At 43.0% G+C, this 26,547-nt stretch carries 28 protein-coding genes; 19 read left to right on the forward strand and 9 right to left on the reverse strand.

All coding sequences use genetic code 11. The annotated features are described in order from the left end of the window. Nucleotides 1–7 precede the first annotated feature (7 nt). Complete coding sequence (locus AC04MM_RS09950; protein WP_475380201.1) at nucleotides 8–424, reverse strand: hypothetical protein; 417 nt, start codon at nucleotides 422–424, stop codon at nucleotides 8–10. 134 nt (nucleotides 425–558) lie between these two features. Here AC04MM_RS09950 and AC04MM_RS09955 point away from each other — a divergent pair, with 134 nt between their 5' ends. After that, nucleotides 559–1,806 carry an MFS transporter gene (locus tag AC04MM_RS09955; RefSeq protein WP_475380202.1) on the forward strand — a complete coding sequence of 416 codons (1,248 nt, stop codon included), beginning with the start codon at nucleotides 559–561 and terminating at the stop codon, nucleotides 1,804–1,806. Here AC04MM_RS09955 and AC04MM_RS09960 read toward each other — a convergent pair. Further along, the gene (locus tag AC04MM_RS09960; RefSeq protein ID WP_475380203.1) at nucleotides 1,799–1,999 is read right to left on the reverse strand and encodes a hypothetical protein; all 201 of its coding nucleotides are present in this window, start codon (nucleotides 1,997–1,999) and stop codon (nucleotides 1,799–1,801) included. The genes AC04MM_RS09955 and AC04MM_RS09960 overlap by 8 nt on opposite strands. A 42-nt stretch (nucleotides 2,000–2,041) precedes the next feature. Here AC04MM_RS09960 and AC04MM_RS09965 point away from each other — a divergent pair, with 42 nt between their 5' ends. The 5 genes from AC04MM_RS09965 (at nucleotide 2,042) to AC04MM_RS09985 (ending at nucleotide 6,024) form a co-directional block, all read left to right on the forward strand. Then, nucleotides 2,042–2,644, forward strand: coding sequence for an RlmE family RNA methyltransferase (locus AC04MM_RS09965; RefSeq protein ID WP_475380204.1), 603 nt, complete (start codon nucleotides 2,042–2,044; stop codon nucleotides 2,642–2,644). Next, a complete protein-coding gene (locus AC04MM_RS09970) occupies nucleotides 2,644–3,333 on the forward strand; it encodes a pseudouridine synthase (RefSeq protein WP_475380205.1) in 690 nt (229 codons plus the stop codon). The genes AC04MM_RS09965 and AC04MM_RS09970 overlap by 1 nt, the downstream gene beginning before the upstream one ends. 173 nt (nucleotides 3,334–3,506) lie before the next feature. After that, entirely contained in the window at nucleotides 3,507–4,271 is a 765-nt protein-coding gene (locus AC04MM_RS09975) for a trypsin-like serine peptidase (protein WP_475380206.1), read from the forward strand. Nucleotides 4,272–4,279: 8 nt separating this feature from the next. Continuing rightward, the gene (locus AC04MM_RS09980) at nucleotides 4,280–4,969 is read left to right on the forward strand and encodes an NADAR family protein (RefSeq protein WP_475380207.1); all 690 of its coding nucleotides are present in this window, start codon (nucleotides 4,280–4,282) and stop codon (nucleotides 4,967–4,969) included. 245 nt (nucleotides 4,970–5,214) lie between these two features. Beyond that, nucleotides 5,215–6,024 (forward strand): S1 family serine peptidase, encoded by an 810-nt coding sequence (locus AC04MM_RS09985; RefSeq protein WP_475380208.1) that lies wholly within the window; start codon nucleotides 5,215–5,217, stop codon nucleotides 6,022–6,024. Nucleotides 6,025–6,188: 164 nt separating this feature from the next. Here AC04MM_RS09985 and AC04MM_RS09990 read toward each other — a convergent pair whose 3' ends face one another. Continuing rightward, nucleotides 6,189–6,365, reverse strand: coding sequence for a hypothetical protein (locus tag AC04MM_RS09990; protein ID WP_475380209.1), 177 nt, complete (start codon nucleotides 6,363–6,365; stop codon nucleotides 6,189–6,191). A gap of 253 nt (nucleotides 6,366–6,618) precedes the next feature. On the opposite strand from AC04MM_RS09990, the gene AC04MM_RS09995 reads away from it, so the two are divergent. Next, the gene (locus tag AC04MM_RS09995; RefSeq protein WP_475380210.1) at nucleotides 6,619–7,050 is read left to right on the forward strand and encodes a hypothetical protein; all 432 of its coding nucleotides are present in this window, start codon (nucleotides 6,619–6,621) and stop codon (nucleotides 7,048–7,050) included. A gap of 96 nt (nucleotides 7,051–7,146) precedes the next feature. On the opposite strand, the gene AC04MM_RS10000 is transcribed toward AC04MM_RS09995, so the two are convergent. Then, a complete protein-coding gene (locus AC04MM_RS10000) occupies nucleotides 7,147–7,578 on the reverse strand; it encodes a hypothetical protein (protein WP_475380211.1) in 432 nt (143 codons plus the stop codon). Nucleotide 7,579: 1 nt separating this feature from the next. Continuing rightward, nucleotides 7,580–9,085, reverse strand: coding sequence for a polysaccharide deacetylase family protein (locus AC04MM_RS10005; RefSeq protein WP_475380212.1), 1,506 nt, complete (start codon nucleotides 9,083–9,085; stop codon nucleotides 7,580–7,582). A 182-nt stretch (nucleotides 9,086–9,267) separates the two neighbouring features. On the opposite strand from AC04MM_RS10005, the gene AC04MM_RS10010 reads away from it, so the two are divergent. Next, nucleotides 9,268–9,936 (forward strand): 3D domain-containing protein, encoded by a 669-nt coding sequence (locus AC04MM_RS10010; protein ID WP_475380213.1) that lies wholly within the window; start codon nucleotides 9,268–9,270, stop codon nucleotides 9,934–9,936. Nucleotides 9,937–9,955: 19 nt separating this feature from the next. Here the strand turns inward: AC04MM_RS10010 and AC04MM_RS10015 are convergent, their stop codons facing one another. Beyond that, nucleotides 9,956–11,596: a FecR family protein gene (locus AC04MM_RS10015; protein WP_475380214.1), complete on the reverse strand. Its 1,641-nt coding sequence runs from the start codon at nucleotides 11,594–11,596 to the stop codon at nucleotides 9,956–9,958. A 188-nt stretch (nucleotides 11,597–11,784) separates the two neighbouring features. Between AC04MM_RS10015 and AC04MM_RS10020 the strand changes: the two genes are divergently transcribed. From AC04MM_RS10020 to AC04MM_RS10040, 5 genes are all read left to right on the forward strand, one after another. After that, nucleotides 11,785–13,158 carry a GGDEF domain-containing protein gene (locus AC04MM_RS10020; protein WP_475380215.1) on the forward strand — a complete coding sequence of 458 codons (1,374 nt, stop codon included), beginning with the start codon at nucleotides 11,785–11,787 and terminating at the stop codon, nucleotides 13,156–13,158. Between the two features lie 92 nt (nucleotides 13,159–13,250). Further along, nucleotides 13,251–15,014, forward strand: a complete 1,764-nt coding sequence (locus AC04MM_RS10025) for a SpoIIE family protein phosphatase (RefSeq protein ID WP_475380216.1) — start codon at nucleotides 13,251–13,253, stop codon at nucleotides 15,012–15,014. Next, a complete protein-coding gene (locus tag AC04MM_RS10030; RefSeq protein WP_475380217.1) occupies nucleotides 15,011–15,802 on the forward strand; it encodes a hypothetical protein in 792 nt (263 codons plus the stop codon). The genes AC04MM_RS10025 and AC04MM_RS10030 overlap by 4 nt, the downstream gene beginning before the upstream one ends. Before the next feature lie 3 nt (nucleotides 15,803–15,805). Further along, nucleotides 15,806–16,276: a hypothetical protein gene (locus AC04MM_RS10035; protein ID WP_475380218.1), complete on the forward strand. Its 471-nt coding sequence runs from the start codon at nucleotides 15,806–15,808 to the stop codon at nucleotides 16,274–16,276. Between the two features lie 5 nt (nucleotides 16,277–16,281). After that, nucleotides 16,282–17,862, forward strand: coding sequence for a hypothetical protein (locus AC04MM_RS10040; RefSeq protein WP_475380219.1), 1,581 nt, complete (start codon nucleotides 16,282–16,284; stop codon nucleotides 17,860–17,862). Here AC04MM_RS10040 and AC04MM_RS10045 read toward each other — a convergent pair. Continuing rightward, on the reverse strand, nucleotides 17,859–19,331 hold the full coding sequence (locus tag AC04MM_RS10045; RefSeq protein WP_475380220.1) for a hypothetical protein: 1,473 nt from the start codon (nucleotides 19,329–19,331) through the stop codon (nucleotides 17,859–17,861). The genes AC04MM_RS10040 and AC04MM_RS10045 overlap by 4 nt on opposite strands. A 133-nt stretch (nucleotides 19,332–19,464) precedes the next feature. Between AC04MM_RS10045 and AC04MM_RS10050 the strand changes: the two genes are divergently transcribed. The 4 genes from AC04MM_RS10050 (at nucleotide 19,465) to AC04MM_RS10065 (ending at nucleotide 22,228) form a co-directional block, all read left to right on the forward strand. Beyond that, a complete protein-coding gene (locus AC04MM_RS10050) occupies nucleotides 19,465–19,761 on the forward strand; it encodes an addiction module antidote protein (protein WP_475380221.1) in 297 nt (98 codons plus the stop codon). Between the two features lie 154 nt (nucleotides 19,762–19,915). Then, on the forward strand, nucleotides 19,916–20,347 hold the full coding sequence (locus tag AC04MM_RS10055) for a DUF4383 domain-containing protein (RefSeq protein WP_475380222.1): 432 nt from the start codon (nucleotides 19,916–19,918) through the stop codon (nucleotides 20,345–20,347). Nucleotides 20,348–20,351: 4 nt separating this feature from the next. After that, nucleotides 20,352–21,494 carry a phospholipase D-like domain-containing protein gene (locus AC04MM_RS10060; RefSeq protein WP_475380223.1) on the forward strand — a complete coding sequence of 381 codons (1,143 nt, stop codon included), beginning with the start codon at nucleotides 20,352–20,354 and terminating at the stop codon, nucleotides 21,492–21,494. Next, nucleotides 21,491–22,228 (forward strand): endonuclease/exonuclease/phosphatase family protein, encoded by a 738-nt coding sequence (locus AC04MM_RS10065; protein ID WP_475380224.1) that lies wholly within the window; start codon nucleotides 21,491–21,493, stop codon nucleotides 22,226–22,228. Before AC04MM_RS10060 ends, AC04MM_RS10065 begins: the two co-directional genes overlap by 4 nt. Here AC04MM_RS10065 and AC04MM_RS10070 read toward each other — a convergent pair whose 3' ends face one another. Beyond that, nucleotides 22,229–23,440, reverse strand: a complete 1,212-nt coding sequence (locus AC04MM_RS10070; RefSeq protein WP_475380225.1) for an esterase-like activity of phytase family protein — start codon at nucleotides 23,438–23,440, stop codon at nucleotides 22,229–22,231. A 129-nt stretch (nucleotides 23,441–23,569) separates the two neighbouring features. On the opposite strand from AC04MM_RS10070, the gene AC04MM_RS10075 reads away from it, so the two are divergent. Together AC04MM_RS10075 and AC04MM_RS10080 are read left to right on the forward strand one after the other, a co-directional pair. Continuing rightward, nucleotides 23,570–24,778 (forward strand): hypothetical protein, encoded by a 1,209-nt coding sequence (locus tag AC04MM_RS10075; protein ID WP_475380226.1) that lies wholly within the window; start codon nucleotides 23,570–23,572, stop codon nucleotides 24,776–24,778. Nucleotides 24,779–24,866: 88 nt separating this feature from the next. After that, complete coding sequence (locus AC04MM_RS10080; RefSeq protein ID WP_475380227.1) at nucleotides 24,867–25,268, forward strand: hypothetical protein; 402 nt, start codon at nucleotides 24,867–24,869, stop codon at nucleotides 25,266–25,268. A 3-nt stretch (nucleotides 25,269–25,271) separates the two neighbouring features. On the opposite strand, the gene AC04MM_RS10085 is transcribed toward AC04MM_RS10080, so the two are convergent. Next, complete coding sequence (locus tag AC04MM_RS10085) at nucleotides 25,272–26,537, reverse strand: MFS transporter (RefSeq protein ID WP_475380228.1); 1,266 nt, start codon at nucleotides 26,535–26,537, stop codon at nucleotides 25,272–25,274. Nucleotides 26,538–26,547: the final 10 nt, after the last annotated feature.

A 26,547-nucleotide genomic window follows, 5' to 3' on the forward strand; every position in this document is an offset into this window, starting at 1 on the left:
ATCGTAATTATAAACCTAAGAATTTGTTTAACTGGAAATTTTCTGGGCTATAGAAGCCAAGAAATAGCGAATTTAAATCGATGATTGAGTTATCGCCGTACTGGCAGATCAAAAAATCATTTGTCGTGTTTAGCACGCGCGCCGCTTTGATCTGGCCTGAGCACTCATAGATCCCGTTGCTGTACTCATCAAAAGCTGTCGGCATAACTTCTTTCGAGTTAAACAGCATAACATCTAAAGCACCAACATAAGATTTATCAAATTTGCAAAGTGCCCACTGGTCATTAACTCTTTCGCCTTTAGTTTCGACAACCGTAAATTGTCCGCCGGCTAATCTGCAGTTTCTGATCATTGGGTTTGAAGCTGACCAAGAGGTCGAAGCTAAAAGACAAAGAACGATCACTGTCGCGTAAGCGTATTTCATAGACACGAGCTCCTTAATTAATAGACTTAAGCGTCTATCGGATTTTGTCGCTCAAGTCCAAGTGATGCCAATTAATGCACTGAATTTTTACTTTTTTACAAGACTTTCGCGGCGTTTCACTTAAAAATAAGGCAATGATTAATAGAAAAGTACTCTCTTGGGCGTTATACGATTGGGCAAACAGCGTGTTTTACACCACCGTTATGGCTGGCTTTTTTCCGGTATTTTTTAAAAAATACTGGAACACCGAAGCCACCGTCAGTCAAAGCACCGAACGCTTGGGGTTTATTCTGGCAATTTCTGGTTTCTGCTTAGCAGTTTTATCTCCCTGGCTAGGGGTACTTTCAGATTACCGCCGCTCAAAGAAAAAATTCTTAGGCTTTTTTATGCTGATCGGCGCCTTAGCCTGTGGGGGGTTATTCTTTGTTCCACAAGGGGACTGGATGAGTGCCGCGGTATTATACGGTGTGGGTTTTTTCTGTGCGGCCGCCAGTGTGGTTTTTAACGATTCACTGCTAGTCGGTGTGACCACGCCGGATAAATTTGACCAGGTTTCTTCGTTTGGTTTTTCGCTGGGTTACTTAGGCGGAGGATTGCTTTTTTTGGTCAATGTGTTGATGTTTCAGAAGCCGGAATTTTTCGGTTTAAGCAGTGGCGCTGAAGGCGTGCGCTGGTCGTTTTTAACGGTGTCAGTGTGGTGGTTGGTGTTTTCGATCCCGACCTTTTTATTCACACCAGAGCCCGAGGCCATGCCAAGTAGTGAGTCGGCGTCTCAGCTTTTTGTAAAATCAATTCAGGAGTTAAATCGAACATTTCTTGAATTATTCAGGCAAAAAAACCTGTTTATTTTTATCGTTGCCTACTGGTTTTATATAGACGGGGTTTCCACCGTAATGTCGATGGCCGTGGATTTCGGAATTTCAATTGGCTTTGAGGCCGGTGATCTGATTAAGGCTTTATTACTGGTGCAATTTGTCGGATTTCCGGCGGCGTATTTTACCGGCTGGCTGGCGACTAAGTTTGGCAGTAAGTCGGTTATCACAGGCTGTTTACTGATCTATGTGTTTGTGGTGATGGGGGCTGCGGTGATGACCAAGCCAGAACATTTCTACGTCATGGCAGTGCTCATCGGGTTGGCCCAGGGCGGGGTGCAGGCCTTATCGCGTGCTCTGTTTGCTTATCTGATACCACCGGAAAAATCGGGCGAGTATTTCGGTTTTTTCAATCTGTTAGGTAAATTTGCTTCGGTGATGGGGCCATTACTGATGGCGCTGGCAGCCCGTGTGTTCGGGCATCCGCAAAAGACGATCTTAAGTCTGTTAATCTTGTTTGTCTTTGGGATTTTCTTTTTAAGCAAAGTTCAGGTTAAAAGAGCTACTTAGGGCCGACCTCTCGGTCGTCCTTTTGTTTGTTTTCGTCGTTATTGTGTTGGTGTTTTTGGATTTCTAGGGCTTTTTTGCCTGTGATGCCCACCCACTCGGGTAAAAAGATCGCAATTGCGATAAAAACCATCGTTACCAGTGCAAAAAATCCAATAAGTATCCAGATAATTTCCATATAACGACAATTATACATTGAATCTGTGACAGAAGTCTAAGTTTTTGGTATTTCACAGCCATGACTTATAAGATTCAAGACCACTATTTTAAAAAGGCTAAAGAGCAAAACTTTGTGGCTCGTTCGATTTTTAAACTTGAAGAGATTGATCAAAAATTCAAAATTATTTCTCCCGGTCAAAAGATCTTGGATCTGGGGGCGTCTCCTGGATCGTGGTCACAATACTGTTCGAAAAAGATTGGTCCAAACGGCCGACTGCTTGGCGCTGATTTAACTGAAATTCCAGAAAAACTGGCAAAAACCATGAGCAATGCCAAATTCATTCAGGCTGATCTGCGTGATGTCAACCTTGAGGAAATTTTTAAAGAGTATGGCTTTAATGAGCCGTTTGATGTGGTGTTGTCAGATATGGCGCCGAAAACGACGGGTATACGTATCACTGACCAGGCTCGTTCGTATGAACTTTGTGAAATCGCACTTAACGTGGCCCGTAAGTTTTTACGAAAAGACGGGCACTTTGTCTGTAAACTGTTTCACTCGGATGATTTTTCTAAACTTCGTGCTGAGATTCAAAAAGACTTTCAAAAATTCGAAGCTGTTAAGCCGGACTCTACCCGTAAGATTTCAAAAGAAATTTTTTTAGTGGGTCTTAAGAAAAAATAATGTCGGTTATTAACGTGGTCTTTGAAAATAACGACTTTATTGCCTGTGACAAACCGGCAGGGGTGTTAAGTGTGCCTGACCGCCATAAAAGTGATCGCCCTTGTTTAGGTCTGGAACTGCAAAAACAAAAGGGCATTCAGATTTTTCCGGTGCACCGTTTAGATCTTGAGGTCAGTGGCTTAATCCTGTTCGCAAAAAATTCGCGCGGCCACAAAGCTTCGCAAGATTGGTTTGCTAAAAAATTACTTCAAAAAAAATACAAAGCTTTAACTTTGGACCAGAGTTTTTCGCACTGGCCACAAAATATTCCGGCGGCACGCGAGAAGTTAGAATTAACTCAAAGGCAAGAGCTGAACTGGAAGATGAAGATCCTGCGCGGTAAACGCCGCTCGTTTGAATCCCCGCACGGCGACCCTGCGGAAACCAGGGCGATCTATCACGGTAAGCGTGGCGAGTTTAATGAGTGGGATATGTACCCGATCACCGGCCGTGCGCACCAGTTACGCTTAGAATTAAGCCGCCACGGATTTCCGATAGCCGGCGATCAACTGTATGGTTCAAAAGTTGTGCTTAACCACAGCCAGTGGCCGTTTGGGCCGCTAGCACTGCGTGCGGTTGAGATCACCTTTAATGAGCAAATTTGTAAAGATTTCGACTTTCCTTTCGTGCTTTCAGCTACTTATCTCTAAGTAAGAGTATTTCAGAAATGGCGGTGCCAATTATCGACCTAACGCAATGCGTTTTTCGGGCGAGAATTCTTTAATACGCCTGCAATTTTTACTTTTCAGATGGTTCCAATCTGGGTACAACCAGTTCGTCTCTGGAACCACTGGAGACCTTACACCCACGAAGGGGGTTAAAAATGAAAGCACTTATCAAGTTATCGTTAGCAGCAATGTCTTTCGCAGTCGTGATGGGATCACAAACTGTTAAAGCTGACGCCGATATCGAAAAAATCATCGGAAAAAATGATCTTATCGCGGTTAACGCTGAAGCCACTAATATTCCGGCTAAATTTAAATCGATGGTTAATGCCTTCGGTAAGCTAGGTATGGGCTGTACAGCAACCCACATCGGTGATGGTTATGTATTATCTGCAGGTCACTGTTTCTGGGCAGGGCATTCGCCGATTGAGAACCAAGACTGTTCGGGTGCCGAAAACGAAATCCAATGGGGCTACCGCGAAGGTAAAGAGCCGTACATGGTTTCTAAATGTGAAAAAATCATTATTGCGCAAAGAACCGAAAAAATGGATTACGCTTTATTAAAAGTCAGCCCGGTTCCTCCAGTGGCCGTAAAAGTCGATTTACAAAAACGCGCTAAAGTCGGCGAAAAAGTAACGATTTTTTCTCACCCGGATGAATTGCCATTACGCTGGTCGCAATCTTGCCGCATTCAGAAAGTTCAAGATGCCGATTTTGATCCGGCGTTAATCCACCACATCTGTGATACTAATCCAGGTTCATCTGGTGCAACGATCATCAATTACATCACCTTGCGTGTTGTTGGTATCCATGATGGCGGTCGTGCAGACGGTAACGGCGGTGGTTTAAACTACGGCACGTACATCTACGACACTCCACTGCGTAAGATTTTACAGAATATTTTCTATCCTAAGAAAAACTAAGAAGTCCGATGAAGAATTTATTTCGTTTATTGTCAGCGCTTTTACTGTGCGGTTGTATTCATGCAACGGCACAGGATTCAAAATTTAACGACAACTACCCGGATGCCTGGTGGGTTTATATCCCGCCAAGTGAACTAAAAAGCTGGGAAATTGGTCCGCAAGCCGCTGATCGCTCAAAGGGCGAAGTTATTCTTTCGAAACGTACCGAATTAGGTATTTTTTCTAATTTATCTGAAGCACATTTTGAACTTGATGGAATTCACTATGCCAGTGTTGAGGGGCTCTGGCAGGGGATGAAGTATCCGGAGGGGCCAAACGACGAGCGATTGAAAGATCCAAGCGTTGTATGGCCCTACACACGTGAGCAGGTTTATAAGATGTCGGGCTTTGAATCAAAGGCCGCCGGCGATGCAGCTAATGCCAATATGAAAAAGTTAGGTATTAAATGGATCACTTATAAAGGTAAAAAAGTAGAATACAAAACCGAAGCTGGTAAAATTGAGCATTACAATATTATCTACCGCGCTTCAGAACAAAAAGTATTACAAAATCCCGACATCAAAAATCTATTATTGCGCACCGGTAACTTAAAGATGTTGCCAGATCACACGCAACAGCCGAATCCAGATCCGGCGTATCTTTATTTTGATATCTTTATGAAGATCCGTAGCGGGCTTCAATCAAAAGCGGCGCAGTAGACTACTTGCGCCAGTTACAATTAAATGTTGGTTTAAACAAGCTCCGCGCTTTGCGGTAAAGGGCTAGTTTTTATCAATTTTTCTACATACTTACGTTTAATTTACCTAGCACTTAGTCACGAAAACTAGACCATTGCCTAGTTTAATAATGGAACCAGTAATTTTGCTTAAAATTTATAAACAAACGTACAATGCTAGATTCACAACAAACGGATTTGTTTAAACTCACAATGAGGGGAGAGTTTGTGCTAAAACCACTTAATTCATTAATCGTTACTACTGTGCTTGCAATTTCATCAATTGCTACTGCTGCACCAACATTAAATCAAAAGATCGTTGGCGGCGAAAACGCACTTAAAGGTGAAATTCCTTATATCGTTTCTTTACGTTCTAAGAGCTACGGTCACTTTTGCGGTGGATCGTTAATCGCTCAAAATTGGGTATTAACGGCGGCACACTGTGTACGTGGTGGTACTATCAATGAAATCTGGATTGGCGTATTAGACCAAAAAAATCCAGAAGGTGTTGAGAAAATCAAACCTGCAAAAATCATCGCTCACGAGAAATATTCTTCTTCTACTATGGATAACGATTTTGCGTTAATCAAATTAGCTGAGAATTCTTCTTACGCGCCAATCGCATTAAATGAGACAGAGATTGCTATCGACGATACGAATCCAGATGCAGCTCCAATGATGTCTTTGACTGCTGGTTGGGGTGCGACTCGTGAAGGTAGCTACACTCTACCTAACATGTTACAAAAAGTTATGGTTCCTCTAGTGAGCCAAGCGACTTGTAACGCTCCAACAGCTTACAAAGGTGATATCACTGAAACAATGATCTGCGCTGGTTACAAACAAGGCGGTAAAGATTCTTGCCAAGGTGATTCTGGTGGTCCGTTATCGATCATCAACGAAGACGGCACGCACACTTTAATTGGTGTTGTAAGCTGGGGTGAAGGTTGTGCGCGCGCTAACAAATACGGCGTTTACGCTAAAGTTAGCCACGCGGTTTCTTGGATCAAAGAAAAAATGGCAGCAACTACTGAAGAGTAGTTCGGTCTAAAAAGAACAGTTTTTTAAAACTACATTTAAATTAACGAAAAAAGCCGGGTCCTTCCGGCTTTTTTTATTTGCTCAGCCGTACGCCTCTGGCCAAACGGTGATTCACTGGAGTCTCATTCTGAGACAGTCTTAGCATTTCTTTATTGAGCGGTGTTTTACAGGTCTTCGTAGTTACGGTATTTCCACGCGAAGAGAGAAAGTGTGATAACGGTGAAGCTGATTGAGACAATTAATCCCCAGCCGTAGCCTTCGTCAGGGTGTTCGGCGTACATGATTCCGAAATATAAAACAAAGCACTTGGTGATCAGGGTGGGCACTAAGAATGAGCGCAAGAAGTCCTTCAGGATCGTTTTTGGGGGCAGTGGGGGTGGTGGGCTAACAGGCCGCTTGTGCTCGTCGTTCATGGGTCTATATATAGTCACTTCTTAACAGGGTGTAAAACAATTTTGCGGTTCGCATTTTTTTTACGCTGTCTCACGCTGAAACAGCAAAACCTAATAGTTAGGTCATCTCAACAACTTACGCGAAATATAAAAAGTTGGCCTTGAGGTTGCTTTAACTAAGTTTGAAAAGGAAGAAACAATTATGAAAACATTAGTAACACTTTTAAAAATAGCGTTTTTAGCCACAACATTATCTTTTGTAATGTCTTGTGATAAGAACAACAAACGTTCTAGTAACAATAACACGGCATATGCTTACGGTGCTGGTCTTTATACTTATGGTGCTAACGGCCAATGTATCAATAATCAAAACGGTCAGGTTGTTCCGGTAAATTACTGTCAACAGCAGTACAACAACGGTTATGGTTACGGCACACAACAGTGTAACGGTAATGCTAGCTTGTTCGTATTTGTTCGCGGCAACCAATACGCTTGCTCAATGGATTACACACAAATGCAAATCTTTTCTCAATACGGCGGCTGTTGGGTTAGTTGCGCACAAACTAATTGCTCGGGTCAAATCGCTTACCCAGGTGGTTCGCAAAGCCAACAACAAGGTTATCAGTGCTTATAATCGCTTAATTTAAGCGACACTGTTTCCTGAGATATTCCTTTTAGCTAATTTAATTCATAATTGATAAAGCTCTGTGTTTGTCGCACAGGGCTTTTTTTATTTTAGCGCTTTGATCTGGGTGCAGATGTTTTTGATCTGGCGCATGCAGGTTTGGCGGTCTTCAAGTTTTGTCTTGGCAGCCTTGTCAGCGATCGTTTGGTTAGGGCGTTCGCGCTTTTCTAAGGCGTAGGCGTAAATGTCACAGGTGCAGTCCTTATCGCAGGTAGCAGCGCGTTCGTTAAGGATCTTAAAATCACCTTCAGTTAACTTTGCGGTTTTTTCGTCAATTAAAATATGTAAGGCCTGGCTTTTTTCAGAGATCTGGGCCCCTGTGAGTTTGCAGGCTTTGTTTCCCGCGGTCGGTGTGGTTTGCTCGGCCAAAACGAGCAGGGCATTTGAAAGCTGGGCCAGAGACTGTAACGTTCTGGCCTGGCCGTTTAAAGAAAATAAAAAAATCGCAAGTAATGTGTATACAACCGTAAGTTTCATCTTACGGTGTATAGTATGGCTTACCGCGAGATTCTTCAATCAATTTATGAAGCGGTTCGATCTTGTACTTCGATTTTAAGTACTTGATCACCTTATCCGTCGCGATCACTGATTGCGGGTGGATATCGTGGAATAAAACGATACCGCGACCTAATGAATCAATTTGTTTTTTAGAACGCTGAAAGATTGACTCAGGGTTTTTATCTTGCCAGTCAAGAGTATCTACGTTCCAGGCAATGTGTAACATATTGTTCTTAGCGATCATTTGTCTGATGGTGCCACCCATCGGGCCGCAGGCACCATAAGGGCAGCGAAACATCGTTGGTTTTTCACCAACAACTTTAGCAAAGTCGGTTACGGCTCTGTTGATTTCTTTATCTAAGCCTGAAGCGCTTTGTTTTGGTAAGTTGGCATGGGTATACGAGTGTAATGCTCGTGAAAACAACGGGCTTTTCGTCTGTGGGATTGACGGGTACTTTAACACATTCTGGGTTTGCCAGAAGAACGTGCCATGCACGTTATTGTTGACTAATGCATCAAGCATGCCCTGCGTGTGTTTCGGTGCCGGGCCGTCATCAAATGTCATGGCCCATTTACCCATCGGGAAACGGTTACCGGTTACGTGACCTTTGCCATCGGCGCTTGGGTATAATTCATCTAAATTTTGCGGCGTACGTAAGTTGTTAAAGTCAGTCATGAAGTCTTGTTCAGACTGTTGTTCGCGGGTCTGTAAGTACTCAGACCATTCTTTTTCGATAAATGTATCTAAGTGCGTTTTTTTACGATTTGCCACTAACCATTTAGATCTCTTGAAAGCTTCAGCAGTCATTGCGGCAGACGGGTTGACGTAGTCTGCAAAAGACGGCACTTTAAATTTAGCTTTGGTTTTTTTGCCGGCCTGATTGAAGATCTGTTCAGGAGTGGCCTTGGCGCGCTCAGATTCAAATAAAAGATTTACGTCATTTAACTGGTTAGCTAGATTAATGATGGCTGATTTGTCGCCTTTTTTCCAGCCTTCATCAATCCATTTTTTAACGTTTGCCACGATCCAGCGGCTTGATTTCTGGTGCGGTGATTGATCTGCATTCGCATGGCGCAGAGCTAAGTGATATAGATCTAACATTTCATGGGCGTTACGCTCAGAAAACTCCCATGCGATTAAATTCTGAAAGCGGATTTTAGCAAACTCGTTTAAGTCATTTTGCGTAAGCTCTTCGCCGTTCATTTTTTTGTTGTAGATAACATCTAATTTCTCGTCAAAAGAAAACAGTAACTGCTGAGCTACATAGTAAAAAGATCTTTGGCGATCCAGATACTTCGCAAAGTTACGCGATTTTTCAGAGTCAGACTCCTGAGCCATTATACTTTCGAATAAACGCTCGTGCTGGTGCTCTTCGTGTTCCTGGTTAAATTGTGCAACTTCACGTTTATCTTCTTTTGGCGCAGTAGACTGGCAAGCGAAAGAAAAAAACAACGTTAGGCTCAAGATGAGTTTGCTTAGTCTCATTAAAAAGTCTCCCTTTACTGATTTTATAAAACATTCAGTGAACAGTGTTTTATCGGCCATTTTTCGGCCTGGCTAAATGAAACAATTCTGGCCTAAGTGACAGATTTGGTTACAGTTTTTAGTTTGGCGGGCGATATAAACAGTTATAAGTCTGGTCCTGTTCTTGTACCTAGGGGTTTTGTATGAAAACACACACTGTAAAAACATTATTCGCTTTTATCCTGATGACCTTCGTAGCCGGGGTGGCCAGTGCCCAGAAAAAGCTAAATCCTACGATCTATTTCGTGAAAACGATTGATCTGAATAAACAGGATTGTTCGTCAAAAAAAGCCCTGTATTCGACCACGGGCAAAGTGATTAAAAAGGTCTGTGCCTCGGATTACAAAACCTGTGTGATCGAAGGGACCTGTGCTCTCGTTGGACAAGATACAACGTTGATTAATTACGTGCAGGAAAAGCAGGGCGTATATCTTTTTAAAGAAGTTGAAGAGAAATGCCCATATGGTTATGGCGTTAAGAATATCTGCTTAGATCCGTATTACACGGTTGCGGCAGATCTAAATTTTCATAAGCCGGGTGATGTGATTTATGTGGATGAGATCAAGGGGACCAAACTTCCAAATGGTGAAGTGCACGATGGTTTCTTTATTATCCGTGATAAGGGTGGTGCTATAAAAGGGGCCAATCGATTTGATTTTTATACCGGTATGGTTCATTACAAAAACGAAGAAAATCCGTTCACACCGCTGGGATTTGCCAACGAAAAATCACAGTTTGCTTACCGTAAAGCCACGCCCGCAGAGGCCGCTTCTGTAAAAGAAAGACGTAATTATCCCGGTTTACCGCAATGAAAGAAAGAGCGCGCAAAAGCTACTGCGCGCCAGTATTGATTTCGATCGAACCTGGTTTTGACCAGTCTGAAACCTGTTCTTTATCTTCAGTCGATTCGGCCCGTACACGCCAGTAGTACTGGCCGGCTGGTAGGTTATCCTGAACTAAAAGTTTGTTCTTGTAGGTTGAATAAGATTTAAATAGTTTCGAAAATTCCTGATCTTTCGCGATTTCAACACGGAATTTATCCGTGACTTTGTTTTCAGGCGCAACCCATTTTAGCCAGATATATTTACCTAAACCTTTTTGAAAGAAAAACTGCAGGCTCGAGGCCGTTTTTTCAATCATCGGTGTTTTCATATCAAACAGACGGTTATAGATGATTTCACCGGTATTACTTGATGAGCTGATTTGCCTGTCTTGGGCATTGTAAGCTGTTACACGGTACTGGTATTGGCCCTGACCAGGAATTTTAATCGCGCTGGCCGGTTTTCTGGTCGTATATTTTTTCGCGTTCGAGAAATCGCCATCTTTGGTATCGACTTCAACAACGTATTTATCGGCATCAGGAACTTCTGTCCATTTAACGTTGAAATTTTTTGGTTGCCCAAGGTCTTTTGAGCTCTTGGCAATGTAATCGTAAACTTCTTTCGGCTCTTTGATGCGGATAGAAGGGTAGACAAACTCGATCTGGCCGACTTCCGAATATTCTGATTCTTTTTTGTTGTTACCTACCGATTTTAAGCGGTAGTAAAGCTGGTCCGAGCCCAGTGATTCAACTTTGTGGATTGAAGCCGGGGTGCGCACAACCGTCGGGTTCTTAAACTCAGGATCCGGCGATGTTTCTAGAATATATTCTTTAGCCAGCTCGGCTGACTGCCAGGAAGCTGCCGGCACTTTATCTTTATCAATTAAGATACGTGCTTTTTGACGTAATAATTTAGGTGGTAAAAGCGGCTTTTGTTCGGCTTCTACTTTCTTTTGCACTTCTTCAGGTTTCATTTCCTGAAGCTTGGCAATTTCAGGAGCAGGCAGTGATTCAAGTTTGACGATCGCTTCGTTGACGACCGGTTTTTCGATAAGTTTTACAATCGGAGGTGGTTCGATAACAAGCTCTTTGGTTTTTTCAACGACCTTATCGTTAACTTTAACTTCACCTTTTTTAGCTTTAACCTGGATCTTACCGCACTCAGAAGATTTACCGATCTCAAGATCAGCATCACCCTGGGCTTTGATGTCTACAGCTTTACCGCAATCATCTAAGACTAACTGGGTAGGTAAGTTCTGTGATTTGATCGAACCGTATTGAAGATTAAGTTTGATCTTGTTGTTTTCTGATTTGAACTTAATAAGTGAGTTGGCGCCGATGGTGATCGATTTGCCGTCCTCAAATGTGATCATGATCATTGAATCAGGTCCTACGAATAAACTGTCGCCTTCGACGATAGAGTCATCAGTGCGTGCGTTCTCCCAGAAAATGTTTTTAGTGCCGCGCAAACGAACATCCGATTCAACATTGGTTACGGTTGCGATGGTGTTTCCTGCAATTGAACGTCCGCCGATATTGAAGAATGAAAAATCAGTGTGTAGGGCGTAAAAACCGATAAGTAAACCGATCACGCAAACGTAAACAGTTATGGTGTCGTCAGTAAAGAATTTTTTAAACTTCTGAAATTTCATGTATATGTTATCGACACGAAACAGCCAAATCATAATAGCCCTTGGTCCAGTATTGACTAGATTTTTTCTTGTTTAGTCAGGACCTTAAAACAGCAATGGTCCAATTTGCGACAATACTGGACCATTTAAGGCCAAAAGATTTAATAATATTTTTAAAGTCCAATATATGAGGCTCCGAAAAGGTTAACGTGGAAGATAATGTTTTTTCTTTTTTTTCAGAGTACTACGATTCGATTCAGGATCCGGTGTGTATTTTCGATAACGAAGGTTTCGTTGCCTATTGTAACGAGGCATTCTCGGCATTAACCGGCACCTCACAGATCCGCTTTTTAAACAAGAAAACCACGGTGTTTAATTCTTTTATATCTATTGATGAAAAAGCCTTTGATCTGGCACGTACCGAAGAGTTCTGCGGGTTCAGCGGCGTAAGTATCTTAAAGTTTGAAACTAAAAAAGTATTGCGTGGCTTAGGGCAGTTTGCAATCCGCAAATTAGCAACGCCGCCGTATGAAAATCTGTTTCATTTAACTTTAAAGGATTTAACAGTAGAAGAAGATCTGGTTAAAACGTTCCGCTTTGAATTAGCTTCGCGTAATAAAAAAATCGACGAGATGAACCAGTTAGTCGAGATTTTTCAGAAGATCCGTTTATTGGATGAGCCAAGCCTTATCGTGAACGAATTCATGAATTACCAGTTATCTTTCTCGCAGTTTCTTGCAGCGGCAAAGCGTGTAAATAAGACTATGTCGGTTATTCACGGCGAGCAGGTTGAGCAAAAAGCCGGGTTTTCAGAAGTCTTAAAAGAAATTGAAAATCATTTGACGGCCAATGTTGTTTCTAAATATCAGACGCAGAAATCTGCGGTTAAAAACGGTGATAACAATTACTATTGGTCGATTGTTCCGTTTAAATTAGCTAATGATACTATGCATGCGATCTTTATTTTTGATTCTATGGATCAAATGAATAAATTCTCGCACCAATCAGCGATTATCTTAAGTGAGCAGCTGAATTTAATCTTAAATAACTTAACTTTAAAAGAACTTTCATACACTGATGGTTTAACTAAGCTTAAAAACAACCTTTATTTCCGTAATAAGATTGAAGAGGTTTGTTCAAGCAGTCAAAACGCGCAGCTGGTTCTTTTTGACGTGGATTTCTTTAAAAAGATCAATGATACCTACGGCCATCCAGGTGGTGATGCGGTGTTGATGTTCTTAGGTGAAAAAATCCCGGCTGTGATGCAAAAAGTTAATCCTGACTTCGCCGTATCTACTATTGCCCGTGTGGGTGGTGAAGAGTTTGCGATTGTAATCCCGGATAAAGACCAGGAGTTTGCGCAAATGTTCGCAGAGGCCTTCCGAGCAGAAATCGAAGCCTCGACGGTGATGTTTAATGAAATTGCGATTAAGTTTACAGTAAGTCTTGGCGTTTCTTCTTGGACGCCGAAGCACCAGTTTTCACCGGAGGCGGTGAAATTATTGTATAAAGCGGCCGATGATGCGCTTTACAATTCAAAACGCTCTGGACGTAACCGCGTTTCAGTCTTGAACGCAGCTTAATGTAACATAATGCCCGGTCTAGTCTATATTGATAAAAGCACGGGCATCTCGTACCGTATAAGGTAATGAATTCATCGATTAAACGAAAAATCATGTTACTGCTAAGTATCACCAGTCTTCTGTCATCAAGCGTTTTCTTGATTTATTCGATTAACGTTTTTGAAAAAGATAAAATTGCCTACATCTATGATTCTAACAGCGTTTACTTAGAAACGATTACCAATCAGTTTAAGAATGAATTAAAACTAGCTGCTGAGATTTCTAAAAAGTATCTAACCGAATACCAAAAAAACAAAGCTTTCAGATCGGGCGACAGTATTTTTCTTGATGAAGACTCTTTTGTTAAAGGTCTGTTTCTGGTCGATATCACAAGTGCAGCCGAACCCAAGCTGGTGGATAAGATTACCGTTAAATCCAATTTTACGTATAAATTAACCGACGATGTTGGTTTTTTAAAATCGATCCCGAGAACCCTCGCAGAATCCAAATCCATGTTCTTAGGCGGTGAGCTGGTTTATGTGAGTGATGTGGTTTATGACGAAACGGAAAAAATCGCCTTAGTTACGGTTTTTAAATCCGACGCGTTACAAAGCTTTTTTGAAACCGACAAAGCGTTCAGTTCGTTTTTGATGACCATAAACGGTGAAGTCTGGCGTCAGACAGGCAATTTACAATCCGGCTATTTAAAAGAAGAGTTTCCGGAATTGTTTACCCATCTTGATTCGATTAAAATGGGTACCAGTGAAATTAAATCTAAAACGCAGGAAGACTGGCTATTGTCTTCTTCAGGCCTAGGCGTAAATGATCTTTACCTGGTGACTTTAACCAATAAAAAAGAAGCCTTCGGGGTCTTAACTTACTTAATCAATAAGTCTTTAATCGTGTTCTTGATGGTTTTATCGGGGGTCGTTTTAGTCAGCCAGTTTGCTTCGACCTATGTAACCAAGCAGATTCTTACGCTTTCTGAAGCTGCTAAGCAGATCATCGGTGGTAACTTCAAAATTAATGTACCTGTAAAAGGCAATGACGAAATTTCGTTATTATCTGAGACTTTTAATAAGATGGCCGTTGAAATGGTAAAGCTTCTAGAGGACACCGCCCAGGGAGCTCGTTTAGAAGCAGAGCTTAAAACCGCCCAGGCCGTACAGCAAACGCTGTTTCCACCGGTTCACCAGAAATTTGAAAATGGTGAGATTCACGGTTCATACCAATCAGCTTCTGAATGCGGTGGCGATTGGTGGCATTACTTTGAAAACGAACAAAAGATCTGGTTCTGGATGGCGGATGCCACGGGACACGGAGCTCCGGCTGCCTTGATCACCAGTGCGATTAAGTCGGCGGTGGCGATGACAGAAAACTTAAAAATGGAACCGGAAGTGGCAATTGAGTTAGTGAATAAATCTATTTGCCAGGTTTCTAAGAGTAAAATGATGATGACCTGTTTTTTAGGGGTGATTGATAAGCCGACCAGAGTGATTCATTATGTGAATGCCTCACACGAAGCGCCGTTTATTTTAAGTAAGCGTACTGATTTAAAGAAAAAGGATCTTCGCTTTTTAGATAACTCTAAATGTAACCGTTTAGGTCAGTCGATGACTTCTGAATTTACTGTAGCCTCTGAGCAACTGGAGGCCGGCGACCGAATTTTCGTGTACACCGACGGTATTCCGGATATCCGCAATAAGAATGAAGAATCTCTGCAAGAGCGTGGTATGTTTAAAGTTGTCCTGGAAAATCATAATAAAGGTGTAAATGTTTCTGATTTTATCACGAATGTACATGCCCAGTTTGAGGCTTACCGTGAAAACACAGAGTTAATTGATGATGTCACGTTTTTTGCGGTGGATGTACAATGAGTAATATCTTCGCGTTAAGCCAGACCGATGCGCAAAAGCAGATCACCGATGTGTTTACATCTGCAGATAAGTTTTGCTTTTCACAAGGTGATGTAAACGATCAAAGCCGTTATATGGTCACCGATAACATGACTGCCGTTGATTGTTTAAGTTTAATCCGTGGCCGTCAGATCATGAGTGTCATGCAGAATTCAATCCAGTGTCTGTCAGACAAACTTAATTTTTTAAAATCGGTAGATTATAAGTCTGAAGATTTTTTTAATAAAGATTTGAGTCTTCTGGGTGCCGAAGTTGTGATTAAGCCATTTTCACAGACTGATGACCGTGGTGAAGTGATTGAAAATGCTTTTCTGCCGGCGGATTTAGATATTGATATGACAAAATACCAGTATCTGTACCAGGTAGCCGCCGAACTGGTAATGAATGCGCAGATCGATGCCCCGAAAATTTCGGGCAAAACCAATGTGCCCAAGTCGTTGCTGATTTGTGAGAAGAATAAAAACAAGGGTTTGGTAGCGCTTTCGGTCATAGACTATTACGGAAGTTTAGATTGTTATAAAATGTTAGAAAATATTTATGCCGCCCACAAAGACGGATTTCGAAATTCAATGTCGAAAAATTCGATTGGGGCCGGTTTAGGTTCGGCGATGATTTATGAGTATGTGGATTCGCTGATTATGGGAGTTATTCCGGATGTGATGTCGCGGGTGACGGCGATTCTGCCATACGGGGTATCGGAGAAAAAGATTAGTCAAATTCAAAAATCTATACACATTATCGAGGGATAAAAGATGTCAAAACTACAATTTTCACAAGCAAACGAAAACGGCAAAACAGTTCTTACTTTGAACGGACAGATTGATGAGACTTTTCCGCAGGAGCTACATGCTCTCAAACCTGCCGGTGACATGGTTATCAATCTTGATCAGGTGAAAATGATCAACTCATTAGGTATCCGTGAATGGATTAAATTTATGAGTTCAGTTTCAGCTGCAAAAATTGAATTTGTTAAATGCCCGAAAATTTTTATTGATCAGGTAAATATGGTTCAGGGTTTTATTACGCCGAACTGTAAAATTACCTCTTTTTACGTTCCGTACTTTAATGAAGACAGTAATGCGGAGAAAAATGTTCTGTATTCACAGGGTAAAGAATTCGGCGAAGGTTTTTTAAATGTTGCCGGCAGTGTAAAAGGTGAAGACGGTTCAGAATTAGAATTAGACGTCGTTGAACAAAAATACTTCAAATTTTTAAAGAATTGACAGCAATGAAAATTTTTGCAGTTTTACTTTCACTTGTGTTACCGCAGTTAGCTTTAGCAGATAAGCCAAAGCTTCCGTTTGTATTTTTAAACCAGTACTTCGAGTACGATGTCACTGAAGGAAAGATCCTAAGCATCGGTGGCCACAAGATTGATTGGAATGATGATTTTGCAAAAATCGTTGATGGAAAGTTATTAATTAAAAAACAGGAAATCCTGCTTGGCGGAACGCTGTGGAATATTACTGTTAAAAATCCACAGGGAAAAGCAGTCTTTGTTGTCAAAGATGCGGATTTAAATGCATTACGAACTTTTCCTATGCCCGCAAGTGCGACCGCAGCCATCATGACGGTGCCAGCTCCAGTAGAGGCTCCGGCTGAGGCCGTAAGCGGTGTTGCCGAAGTGCCGGCGCCACAGCCTGCGCCAGCACAGCCAGTGATTGCCGAAGGCACAACAGTCTGCTTATCAACCCGTAATAAGATTACCCAGTACCTGATGTGTAAAAGCCTGACTCCGGTAGCGGAGCCGGCACCTGACGCCGGTTATCCGGTGGTTCAGATCAGTAAGAAAAAAGTTAACCCTTATGGCCGCGTCATTTTAAACCAGCCACGCAAAAGTATTTTATTTGATGTGCAGCTGAACAAAATTGAATCGATTAAGTTAACGACCCGTAAGCGTTTGATTATACCGTCAACGGTTAAGAAAAACGTGGCCCGTAAAGATTATCAGATCAAATTTATCGATGTTGAACTGGATAACTACTCTTGGGAAACCAATGTTGGTTATGAACAAGAAGCATTTAAAATTCCGAATGACAGCTTAGTGACTGCTTATCAGGATTATTTTAATAAAGATAACAGCAATCAAGAGCTGGATTTAGTTTATTACGTTCCTCCGTATAAGCGCATGAAGATTAATAATATGTATTCGATCTCGCCATTTTTCGGTTTCTCTCGATTTGAGGGTAATACGCGTACAAAAAATGTTTCGATCTTATCTGAGTACGATATCTCACTTCGTACTTACATTATGAAGCAGATGCCGAAAGAAGAGAAGTGGAGATGGTTTACCAAGTACTTCCATTTCTGGACGGCTTCGGCCAACTTCAGATCGATTAAATATGTTTCGAATGTCAACAGCATAACCGTGGCAAATCCTCAGGGTTTTTTATATAACCTATCGGGCTCCGTAAACCGCGCCTTCAATGACCGTATCAGTTACGCATTTCGTGTGGCGATTGAGAAAAATACCGCAATCGATTACTCATCGAGCAGTTCGTCAGTTGTAAATATGAGCTCTGTCTTAAACAAAGAGTTTGGTGTGCAGGGCAGTTTGAATATGTATGACCGCGGCCGTTTTGTGAGTTTCTTGCATGCGGGTTATGCGTTGTTGCTTCCGACAGATATTTCCGGCAGCCAATCTAAAATGGGAACGCGTGCGTATTTCCGTACCGATCTGCACTATGCCGATGGCAACAAGCTCTATGGTATAGGGTTTCACTACAACTTGCGAGACCAACAGACGCAGCTGCAAAAACTGAAAGATCAGTCTTTCGATTATACGGCCAGCTATTCAGTCGCTTTCTAAAACCAGCCGAAGAGGCCTTTACTTTGGGGATAATCTTTAATGCGGGGATCCTGATCGGTTGCGCGCTTAAATGCGGCGGTGGCCTGACTGTCCTGTTTTTTTACTTTTAGTAATAAGTAATTCACGTAGTGATAATCGGCAGTGGTCATATCCTCAGGCAGAATATTTAAAAATTCTTTTTCTAAAGTGCCCATCGAGATCTGGGTGCCTTTAAATAACGATAAGCCTAAGTGCGCCCAGGCCGAGTACATCTGCAGGCAGGATACGCTGGAAATAGCATCTTTGTGGCGTTTGACCATGGCTAAAGCTTCGCTGTACTTTTCTGTGAGCAGTAAAGCCTTGATGGGTCTTACGTCTACAGTTTTTGGTACCGCGGCTTTTTTGTCGGCAGCAGGTTCTGAAGCCGGGGCCGCGTTTTTGATATTTCTGAAGTTGATTAACAGGTTTAAAACCTTTTTATCGATATCTAACTTAAACTCATTGGTAAGTGTCTCGGGCCCTAAAAACGATTTCTGCAGTTCTTCATAAATCGCCTGGATGTTGTTTGGATCCTGTTTGGTGATTAAGCTCAGTTGGTGAACCAGATCCATACCGGTTTTGTTCATGGTCAGTTTATAGATATGTTTGATTTTTAATTCGAAGTTGTCCGGTTCGCGTGATGGTTCGATCTTGATCCATTTTAGCAACATAAGAAAGTGCAGCGCTTTAAAAAGATTTTTATTATTTTCAAATAATAACGCTAAATCACTGATCTTTTGCGTATCAATGATCTCTAGAAAATTAGCATTAAATAAACTGAGTACCGAGTATTTCTGAACGTCGATCGGGCGGAACATGCTGAAATCCACGGTCACAACATAATTGTAATACTCAAGATAATGGGCGTTTAACCAGTCTGAAGAAAATTTACTGAGGATCCAGTCGTGCACAAGCAGGTTGAACTGTTCGACATTCAGTTCTGAAGATTTGACCTTGGTATCTGATTCTTTGATACGGATTGAAAACTGTTCTTCGCTGATCAGTTTGGATAAACGGGTTCGTGACTGGGTCAGCAGCACTGATCCGATTTGTTCTTTGTTGATGATTCCGCGTTGAACTAAATACGCACCGATTGGAATGCCGGTCTGTTCTTTTAACGCCTGTTCAAGCTGTTGTTGGGTAATAAGGCGGTGATTAACTAAAAGTGTACCGATACGGGTGTCGCTGTCTGATAATTCGATAAACTGAATTGCGCCTTCGTGAAAGACGACAGCATTAATCTGCCCAGCTTTACTTTCAAGCTCGACACGTCCGCTTAAGCCATACTTCTGAAACAGGGTAACTATGGCCGTGATATCATATCCGTAACAGGATTTTAGCTGGTTTAAGTCGCTGAAAATTTTTTGCCCGTTGGTCGTAGGAATAAACAGGTTTTGATAAAACCGTGAACGGGTCGAATTTAAATGATCATGACTCGAGTTTGTAGACATTCCCACTTACGATTTTAGTCTAATTTCGCTCTGGGCGAAAGCATAACCCGTGGGGTTGGCTTAAAGTCTAGGTTACTATGTTTCATAGAGACACAGTTTGCCCCGTTGTAGCTTGTTAGCTACAACTAACAGTATGTCAAAAGCACAGATGTACAAACAGGCGATTATCAAAGAAAACCTTAAACGCAACCCGCATTCGGAGATTGTCTACTTACAAAATGCGATCGATGAAAGCCAGAATGCCGATGAAATTCTTTTGGCGATGCGAACGGTGGCCTCGGCCCGCGGCTTTAAAAAGTTCGCCGAAGAGGCCGAGCTGAATCGCGAAAACCTGTATCGTGTGCTCTCAGAAAACGGCAATCCACGCCTGGATACGTTCTTAAAGTTAATTGACTTACTCGGATTTAAGTTGAGCCTTAAAGCCAAATAGTCTACTGCAATCTGCAATTTGTTTGTTATAAGCTACACACTATATTGCCACGTCTGTTGGGCCAAATACCCCAGCAGCACCTAAAGTATCATAAGGTCATCGCTTAGAGTCTGCACGTGTTTTGCTCGTTTAAACCGGTAACATGGAGGTTTATATGAATGCAAAAAACTTTGCGCTGGTCGGCGGTATCATCATGCTGGTTATCGGCGCGTTATCACTGATTCCGGCTTTTACCGGCGTCGCCTTTGGTTTGCCGATTTTAAAAATCGAAACCAGTTATGGCCTGTTTCTGGGGGTGTTTCCGTTTAACATCGTCAATAAAGCCTTACTGATCGGTCTTGGACTTTGGGGGATTGCCGCAGCCAGTGATCCCGTGATAAGCGTTCAGCGCTCGGTGAGTTACTCGCGCTGGGTTTTTATGATTACGGCAGTCTTTGTCGTACTGGGATTGTTTCCACAAACCAATACTCTGTTCGGTTATGTTCCGCTTTTTGGTGCCGGAATCTGGTTACATGCGCTCATGGCGTTAGCTGGCGGGGTCTTTGGTTATGCCGCAGCAAGTAGTTCAGCCAACCGAAGTGTTTAGATAAATGACGGCGCAAAACTGGAGCGAGGTAAAATTTTATTTTTCCGGGGATGGATATTTCTCTTCAGTGCTGGAGAGTATCCATCAGGCCGTGCATGAGGTGAGAGTTGAGATGTATATGTTCAACTTTGACGAGCTGGGAAAAAAAATCCTGCACAGCCTGACAGAAGCCCGCCGGCGCGGGGTTAAGGTTTTTTTATTGGTTGATGGCATCGGCTCAATCAGTTTTTTGGCGGATATTGATGCATACTGCCGCGCCAATGATATCAAATTCAAAATCTATCATCCGCTGCCGATTAGGTTAAATTTTTTACGTCGCTTTTCGTTGCAAGCCTTAACCTGGAAAAATATCCGGCTATTCTTTGTCATGTTTCGTAAAATTAATAACCGCGATCACCGGAAGATTTTTTTAATTGATCAAAAACTGGCTTTTGTCGGCAGCCAAAACGTTAATAAAGTGCACAGTGAGACCATTTCAAATCACAGGGCCTGGCGCGATACCGGTGTTGCTGTTCAGGGGCCACCGGTGCGGTTTCTTGTTAATTCCAGCCAGTTTGCCTGGGAGCGCGCGAGGCCCGACGGGCTGACCTATTCGTGGCGCTTTCAGTATGATGCTTTACGTTTGAGTGCGCGGCGTAAGCACCGTCTGGCGCGAATCAGAAAACTGATCCAGTCATTTAATGAAGCGAAGACCCGGATTTGGATTACGACAGCCTACTTTTTACCGAACCGAAAAACCATCAAGGCATTGGTGCGTGCGGCATGGAGAGGCGTTGATGTTGCTCTATGTTTGCCGGCCATCAGTGATATGCCTTTTATGAAGTGGACGGCGTGGTTGTTGTACGATCGTTTGCTGAAAGCCGGAGTTAAGATCTATGAATACCAGGGACGTATCCTGCATGCCAAATCGATGATCGTCGATCACTGGGGAACAGTCGGGTCGTACAATTTCAATCACCGGAGTTTAATCCATGACCTCGAAGTTGAAGTCGTAATTAATCGCCCCGAATGGCTGAAAGATCTTGAGCAGCAGTGGGACAGGGATATTGCCCAGTCCAGGTTAATTCGTCTGAACGATAAAGCCCATGCAAATATTTTTTTGCGGGCAATCGCAAACATTATTTATTGGTTTAGGTATTGGCTATGAAATTAAAAGTGATGACATATAACATTCATAAAGGCTTTACGACCGGCGGGGTCAAGTACGTCTTACGTAAAATCAAAGAGGCGTTGAGTACCACGGCAGCTGATGTCGTTCTGCTGCAGGAAGTGGTTGGTGAACATGCGAAGAGCGAAGAAAACAACTGGCCAACTGAAGGACAGTTCGAGTTTCTGGCCGACCAGTTATGGTCACATTACTCGTATGCAAAAAATGCGATCTTTTCCCAGTTTCACTACGGTAACGCCACATTAAGCCGCTTTCCGATCATTCAGGAGAAACATACCGTCATGACGACTAACCGATTTGAGCAGCGTGGCCTTCTTCACTGCGAGATTGAAATTCCGGATCTTAAACAGCAGATTCACCTCTATAATGTACATTTGGATCTGACCAGCCGGGGCCGTCGCCAGCAGTTTAATAAAATCGTTTCCCAGATTAAAGCGGATGTAAAAGAGGAAGAGCGCTTCATTATGGCCGGTGATTTTAACGATTGGACGGGAGAGCTAAATCAGATGTTCATCGAGCAGTTAGGTCTGGAAGAGGCGCATACTAAACTTCACACCAAGCCCGCCAGGTCATTTCCAAGTTTTTTTCCGGTGCTGACACTGGACCGGGTGTATTCCAAAAACATGAATATCATAAACTGTAAGCCAATGATCGGAAACCCGTGGAAGAAATTATCCGATCATATTCCGCTGATGGTTGAGTATGCCCTGTGATTACTGGGTAATCAGGCCCAGTACTGTTTTACGGTCGATAATTTTGTTGTTATCAACGCCGAAATCGTTGTCATTGATTACAGCCAGAGTGCTGTTGTCAATAATTGTTAAACCTTCGATTTTTTCGAATTCACTGTACCCGGATTGCACTAGATTTACCGCCAAGGATTTTGCGGCAGGCGTGACTTTAGCTAATAACTCTTTTGCGCTATAAGTTTCTGGATCACGTTCAAGTGGTGATTTTACCAGATTGGTCGCAGCCTTTAAATCGACTTTATAAATTAAATGCACGCTGTTCGGCCCGACGTCACCATTTTGTTCGATCACGTAAAACTCATTTTCATTAATCATGGTCAGATCACCGATTTTATCGACTTTGCGGTGGGTAAGAGGGTAGAGGTATTCAGCTTCATACATTCTGCTGCTGGTGTTAAATACGCCGATACGAACCACCGAAAACTCTTTGTCTTTATGGGCATTGGGCACTTTTAGCGGGCTTTGAGCCATAAAAAATATTTTGCCATGACTGTATCCAATGGCTTCAAAGCCGCGATTAAAGCCACGGTGTGAATACGCGTTGGGAATTTCGTTCTTCTTGAGCGGGGCTCCGGCTTTCACGGCTGGAAAAATTCGGCTTAATAACTTTCCTTTTGTGTCAAATTCCAACAGTGAGGGGTAATATTCTTCGCCGACCCAGAAGTGATTTTTACTGTCAATGGCCATCGATTCTGAATCAACACCATGGTTGTCGGTCTCAAGGCTTGTGCCAATCAGATCAGTTGCGTGTTCAACTTTGGCGGTGGCTTCTTTGGGCGGCAGGCCCTGCATCGGTTTTCCGTCTGAGTTGGTAAAAGCTATGGTTTTAACAATAGATACTTTGTTTTCTTTTGCGCTATATTTTAATTGAATAAAGCTTGGGGTAAAATTCCGACTAAAAAATCCGCGCATCACTTTTTTGTCGCGTTTAAATTCAGGGCCGTTGGGGCCGCGATCTGTCAGTGTCCAGAAGAGTAAATCGCCGTTTTTTTCTTTTTTGATAAACGTTAAACCGGAAAAACCGCCCCATTTAAAGTTAAATCCCTCAATTGCATCAAGCTGAACCGGTGCTGTCGTAAGCTTAGCCTGAGGCGCATCCGGCAGGGTTATTTTTTTCGATTCGCTCTGGCAGGCAAAAACTGAGGTGGCAGCAATAAATAAAATAGTTTTTTTCATGTTAGCCAGTATTCAGTATTTTACATGCGGAGACAATGGCGCGATGCGCAGCAAGAGCTTTAAACTGTTCTGCAGTGTTGATTTGTGAATCGGCGTAAGAATATTCTTAAACGTAAGGAAATAATTTTTATGATCTTAGCGATTCTATCAGCGACAGCTTTAACTACGTCTTTACCCGACTACAAAACAGAGTTACTTGCACGTACCAACGGCGGAAGCACCTATAACCTGCCTCAGTACGCGATGGTCAATAGCGCTTCGCCAAGTATCAACGATGCCGGTGAAGTGGCGTTTACGGTTGCCTCCGCAGGAATGAGTCAAGCTGGCGATCACAGTCAGCAGTCAGCCATCTGGCTAAAGAAACGTAAAGAAATGGATGGTCGTGTTGTCTATTTTTCCCCGCCAGAGAAAATGCTCAGTGATTCGAAAATGCTAGAGCGTGGAGATGTGTTGTTTAGTCAGTATGATGAACTATCGAGTGATGGTTTGTTTGTATTTGCGGCCAGCACGCAGAGTACCCAAAATGTGTTGGCGACCAAGAACACGAGAGCGGTAAATTACCCGCAGGCGATCGGCGGGTCGTATGTTTTTCGCTCAACCGATCCCGAAAACAACAGAAGTTTTATCGAGTCACGTGGTGATGAAATTTTTCAGGTGGCAACTGAAGACGAAGGGTATTCATATTTATTCGGGCCACAGGTTAACGAGCGTTCACAGTGGGTATTTAAAGCCCGCTTAGGCGAGAAACATAATTACGCCGAAGACGCCAAAGACCAGATCATTCTGTTAACCCCGCATTTTACAGCCCTAGGCGAAAAGTCTTACCAGAAAACAGTCGTGGCCCACGATTCTGATAGCGATGCACTTTCGCCGTATAAATCGTTTGATAATAGTCCGGCAATTGCTGATACCGGCTTTGTGGTATTTACCGCTCAGCTAAAAGATCGTACCCGAATGATTGTTGCCGTAAAGGATGGAATTCATTTTCCGGTCGTGCGTGAAGGTGAAAACGATATTTCACAGCTTGAAGTGTTTTCGCCGCAGATTAACGATCATGGTTTTGTCGTCTTTCGTGCGAAGGATAAAAAGGGCTTACGCGGAATTTACCTAGCCAATCCTTTTTCGCTTTCGCCGCAGGTAAAGCGTCTGTTAGGTGAAGGCGATGCCATTTTAACCGACCAGGGAATGGGAGCAATCTTGCGCCGAGACGGCTTTCCGGGATTTGGCGGCAATGTTGATATTAATAATCATAACGAAATCGTCGTATCTACGGTGGTTGCGACAGAAAACCAGAAATGGATTTTTGGGACAGCCATCTATAAGTTACACCCGCTCTAGTTCGTACAGCCTTCTTTGGTTGGGGTAAATCGTCCCAGTCTGTTTTTTGCAAAGGTGCAAGTCTTTGTAGAAAACAAAGGAGAAGACTATGAAAACAATCACTAAACTATCTGTATTAACCTGCCTGTTTGCAGCAACGGCGGCTTTTGCCGAAGGCGGCAGCTACGGTTCATCAACTACGCCGGCCTCAGCAACCATGATTAAAGAAACAACCATGAAGCAGGATCTGATGATGTTTAAGCAGGAAATGGCAATGAAGCTTGAAGGTGCGGAATCAGAAATTATGGCGTTGAAAGAAAAAGCCAAAGTGAAAGGTTCAAAGGTCAAACAGACAACCATTGCAGACTTAGAAAAAACCAAAATGAAAATTAAATCTGACTTAGATGCCCTTGATAAATCAACCGAGAGCACCTGGAAGAACATGAAAACAAAAATCGCTACAGCGATGGATGAGTTAAACGCAAAAACTCAAAAAGCGCTGCGTGAATAAACCTTAAGCCGGCGTGAGTTTATCGAGTTCCATCTTACGTAACGTCGGCGACCAGTATGCAATCAGGGCTACGGTGAGTAAACACATCGCGGCCCCGAAATACACTGAAGGCACTGTGCCCAACAGTTTTGCTGCAATACCTGATTCAACCTCGCCCAGTTCGTTTGATGAGCCGATAAAAATAGAATTTACCGCTGATATTTTTCCGCGCATATGATCAGGGGACGAAAGCTGCACCGCAGTTGAGCGTATCATCATGCTGATGCTGTCAAAGCCTCCGCTGAGTGCCAGCGCTGCCAGTGAAATCCAGAAGGTTGTACTCATGGCAAAAAATAAAATACACAAACCAAAACCCGTGACAGCGGTAAATAACCAGGTGCCGGAATGCCCGCGCAGCGGTTTTCGCGCCAAATAAAGACTCATGATGGTAGCACCTACCGCCGGGGCTGCGCGCAGCGCACCTAATCCTTTTGGGCCGACCATTAATATTTCATTGGCAAAAATTGGAAGCAGGGCCGTTACGCCGCCAAACAATACCGACACCATATCTAACGAAAGCGCCGGAAATAAAATCGGGTGTTTTAACACAAATCTGGTGCCGGATAATAATTCGTCTTTGATGTTGGCGTGGTGTGGTCTTGAATCTGGCGGGGCCACGTCTTTTTTTATCAGCAGCATCGCCGCGCCGGCGATCACCAGTAATAAGCATACTAAACTTGAGGAAACAATAGCTCCGAAGAATCCGAAGATAAAGCCCCCGGCCGCAGGGCCTGCGATTCGCGCAATTTGCATGGCTGAGGTGCTGGTCGCGGTGGCCTGCATCAGCTGCGCGCGTTCAACCAGACGGGGAACGGTGGCAAAAATGGCAGGTTGGGAAAACGCCCGCGCAAGGCCGGTAAGAAAAGCAGCGAAGTAAAGCATGCCGGCCTGTTCAAAAATTGAAAGTTTTGCGGCAAAGATATGTTCGATCAGAACAACAACTCCTGAGATAAAGCTTACCATAATAACACTGCGGTAAACTTTTAGCGGGCGCATACGGTCAACTAAATAACCGGCGTAAAGAGCAAGGCCGATCGCCGGCACGGCTTCAGTTAAGCCGATTAAGCCTAATGATAACGGGTCTTTTAATAAATCGTAAATTCGCCAGCCGAGAACAACGGCCTGCATTTGAACGGCGAAGGTAAAGAAAAATCGGGCGGTAATCAGTTTTTTAAAATCGCTCGGAAGACTGCCAAAGCTCGATGTGCTCATGTTGGGATGTGCTTGCATAAAAAAATTC

The sequence above is a fragment of the Bdellovibrio sp. SBM16 genome (assembly GCF_056175625.1).

What these genes read in the sequence shown, in the direction of transcription:
- AC04MM_RS09950 (WP_475380201.1), bottom strand. Translation starts at nt 424, where the DNA reads ATGAAATACGCTTACGCGACAGTGATCGTTCTTTGTCTTTTAGCTTCG.
- AC04MM_RS09955 (WP_475380202.1), top strand. Translation starts at nt 559, where the DNA reads ATGATTAATAGAAAAGTACTCTCTTGGGCGTTATACGATTGGGCAAAC.
- AC04MM_RS09960 (WP_475380203.1), bottom strand. Translation starts at nt 1,999, where the DNA reads ATGTATAATTGTCGTTATATGGAAATTATCTGGATACTTATTGGATTT.
- AC04MM_RS09965 (WP_475380204.1), top strand. Translation starts at nt 2,042, where the DNA reads ATGACTTATAAGATTCAAGACCACTATTTTAAAAAGGCTAAAGAGCAA.
- AC04MM_RS09970 (WP_475380205.1), top strand. Translation starts at nt 2,644, where the DNA reads ATGTCGGTTATTAACGTGGTCTTTGAAAATAACGACTTTATTGCCTGT.
- AC04MM_RS09975 (WP_475380206.1), top strand. Translation starts at nt 3,507, where the DNA reads ATGAAAGCACTTATCAAGTTATCGTTAGCAGCAATGTCTTTCGCAGTC.
- AC04MM_RS09980 (WP_475380207.1), top strand. Translation starts at nt 4,280, where the DNA reads ATGAAGAATTTATTTCGTTTATTGTCAGCGCTTTTACTGTGCGGTTGT.
- AC04MM_RS09995 (WP_475380210.1), top strand. Translation starts at nt 6,619, where the DNA reads ATGAAAACATTAGTAACACTTTTAAAAATAGCGTTTTTAGCCACAACA.
- AC04MM_RS10000 (WP_475380211.1), bottom strand. Translation starts at nt 7,578, where the DNA reads ATGAAACTTACGGTTGTATACACATTACTTGCGATTTTTTTATTTTCT.
- AC04MM_RS10005 (WP_475380212.1), bottom strand. Translation starts at nt 9,085, where the DNA reads ATGAGACTAAGCAAACTCATCTTGAGCCTAACGTTGTTTTTTTCTTTC.
- AC04MM_RS10010 (WP_475380213.1), top strand. Translation starts at nt 9,268, where the DNA reads ATGAAAACACACACTGTAAAAACATTATTCGCTTTTATCCTGATGACC.
- AC04MM_RS10015 (WP_475380214.1), bottom strand. Translation starts at nt 11,596, where the DNA reads ATGAAATTTCAGAAGTTTAAAAAATTCTTTACTGACGACACCATAACT.
- AC04MM_RS10025 (WP_475380216.1), top strand. Translation starts at nt 13,251, where the DNA reads ATGTTACTGCTAAGTATCACCAGTCTTCTGTCATCAAGCGTTTTCTTG.
- AC04MM_RS10030 (WP_475380217.1), top strand. Translation starts at nt 15,011, where the DNA reads ATGAGTAATATCTTCGCGTTAAGCCAGACCGATGCGCAAAAGCAGATC.
- AC04MM_RS10035 (WP_475380218.1), top strand. Translation starts at nt 15,806, where the DNA reads ATGTCAAAACTACAATTTTCACAAGCAAACGAAAACGGCAAAACAGTT.
- AC04MM_RS10040 (WP_475380219.1), top strand. Translation starts at nt 16,282, where the DNA reads ATGAAAATTTTTGCAGTTTTACTTTCACTTGTGTTACCGCAGTTAGCT.
- AC04MM_RS10045 (WP_475380220.1), bottom strand. Translation starts at nt 19,331, where the DNA reads ATGTCTACAAACTCGAGTCATGATCATTTAAATTCGACCCGTTCACGG.
- AC04MM_RS10050 (WP_475380221.1), top strand. Translation starts at nt 19,465, where the DNA reads ATGTCAAAAGCACAGATGTACAAACAGGCGATTATCAAAGAAAACCTT.
- AC04MM_RS10055 (WP_475380222.1), top strand. Translation starts at nt 19,916, where the DNA reads ATGAATGCAAAAAACTTTGCGCTGGTCGGCGGTATCATCATGCTGGTT.
- AC04MM_RS10060 (WP_475380223.1), top strand. Translation starts at nt 20,352, where the DNA reads ATGACGGCGCAAAACTGGAGCGAGGTAAAATTTTATTTTTCCGGGGAT.
- AC04MM_RS10065 (WP_475380224.1), top strand. Translation starts at nt 21,491, where the DNA reads ATGAAATTAAAAGTGATGACATATAACATTCATAAAGGCTTTACGACC.
- AC04MM_RS10070 (WP_475380225.1), bottom strand. Translation starts at nt 23,440, where the DNA reads ATGAAAAAAACTATTTTATTTATTGCTGCCACCTCAGTTTTTGCCTGC.
- AC04MM_RS10075 (WP_475380226.1), top strand. Translation starts at nt 23,570, where the DNA reads ATGATCTTAGCGATTCTATCAGCGACAGCTTTAACTACGTCTTTACCC.
- AC04MM_RS10080 (WP_475380227.1), top strand. Translation starts at nt 24,867, where the DNA reads ATGAAAACAATCACTAAACTATCTGTATTAACCTGCCTGTTTGCAGCA.
- AC04MM_RS10085 (WP_475380228.1), bottom strand. Translation starts at nt 26,537, where the DNA reads ATGCAAGCACATCCCAACATGAGCACATCGAGCTTTGGCAGTCTTCCG.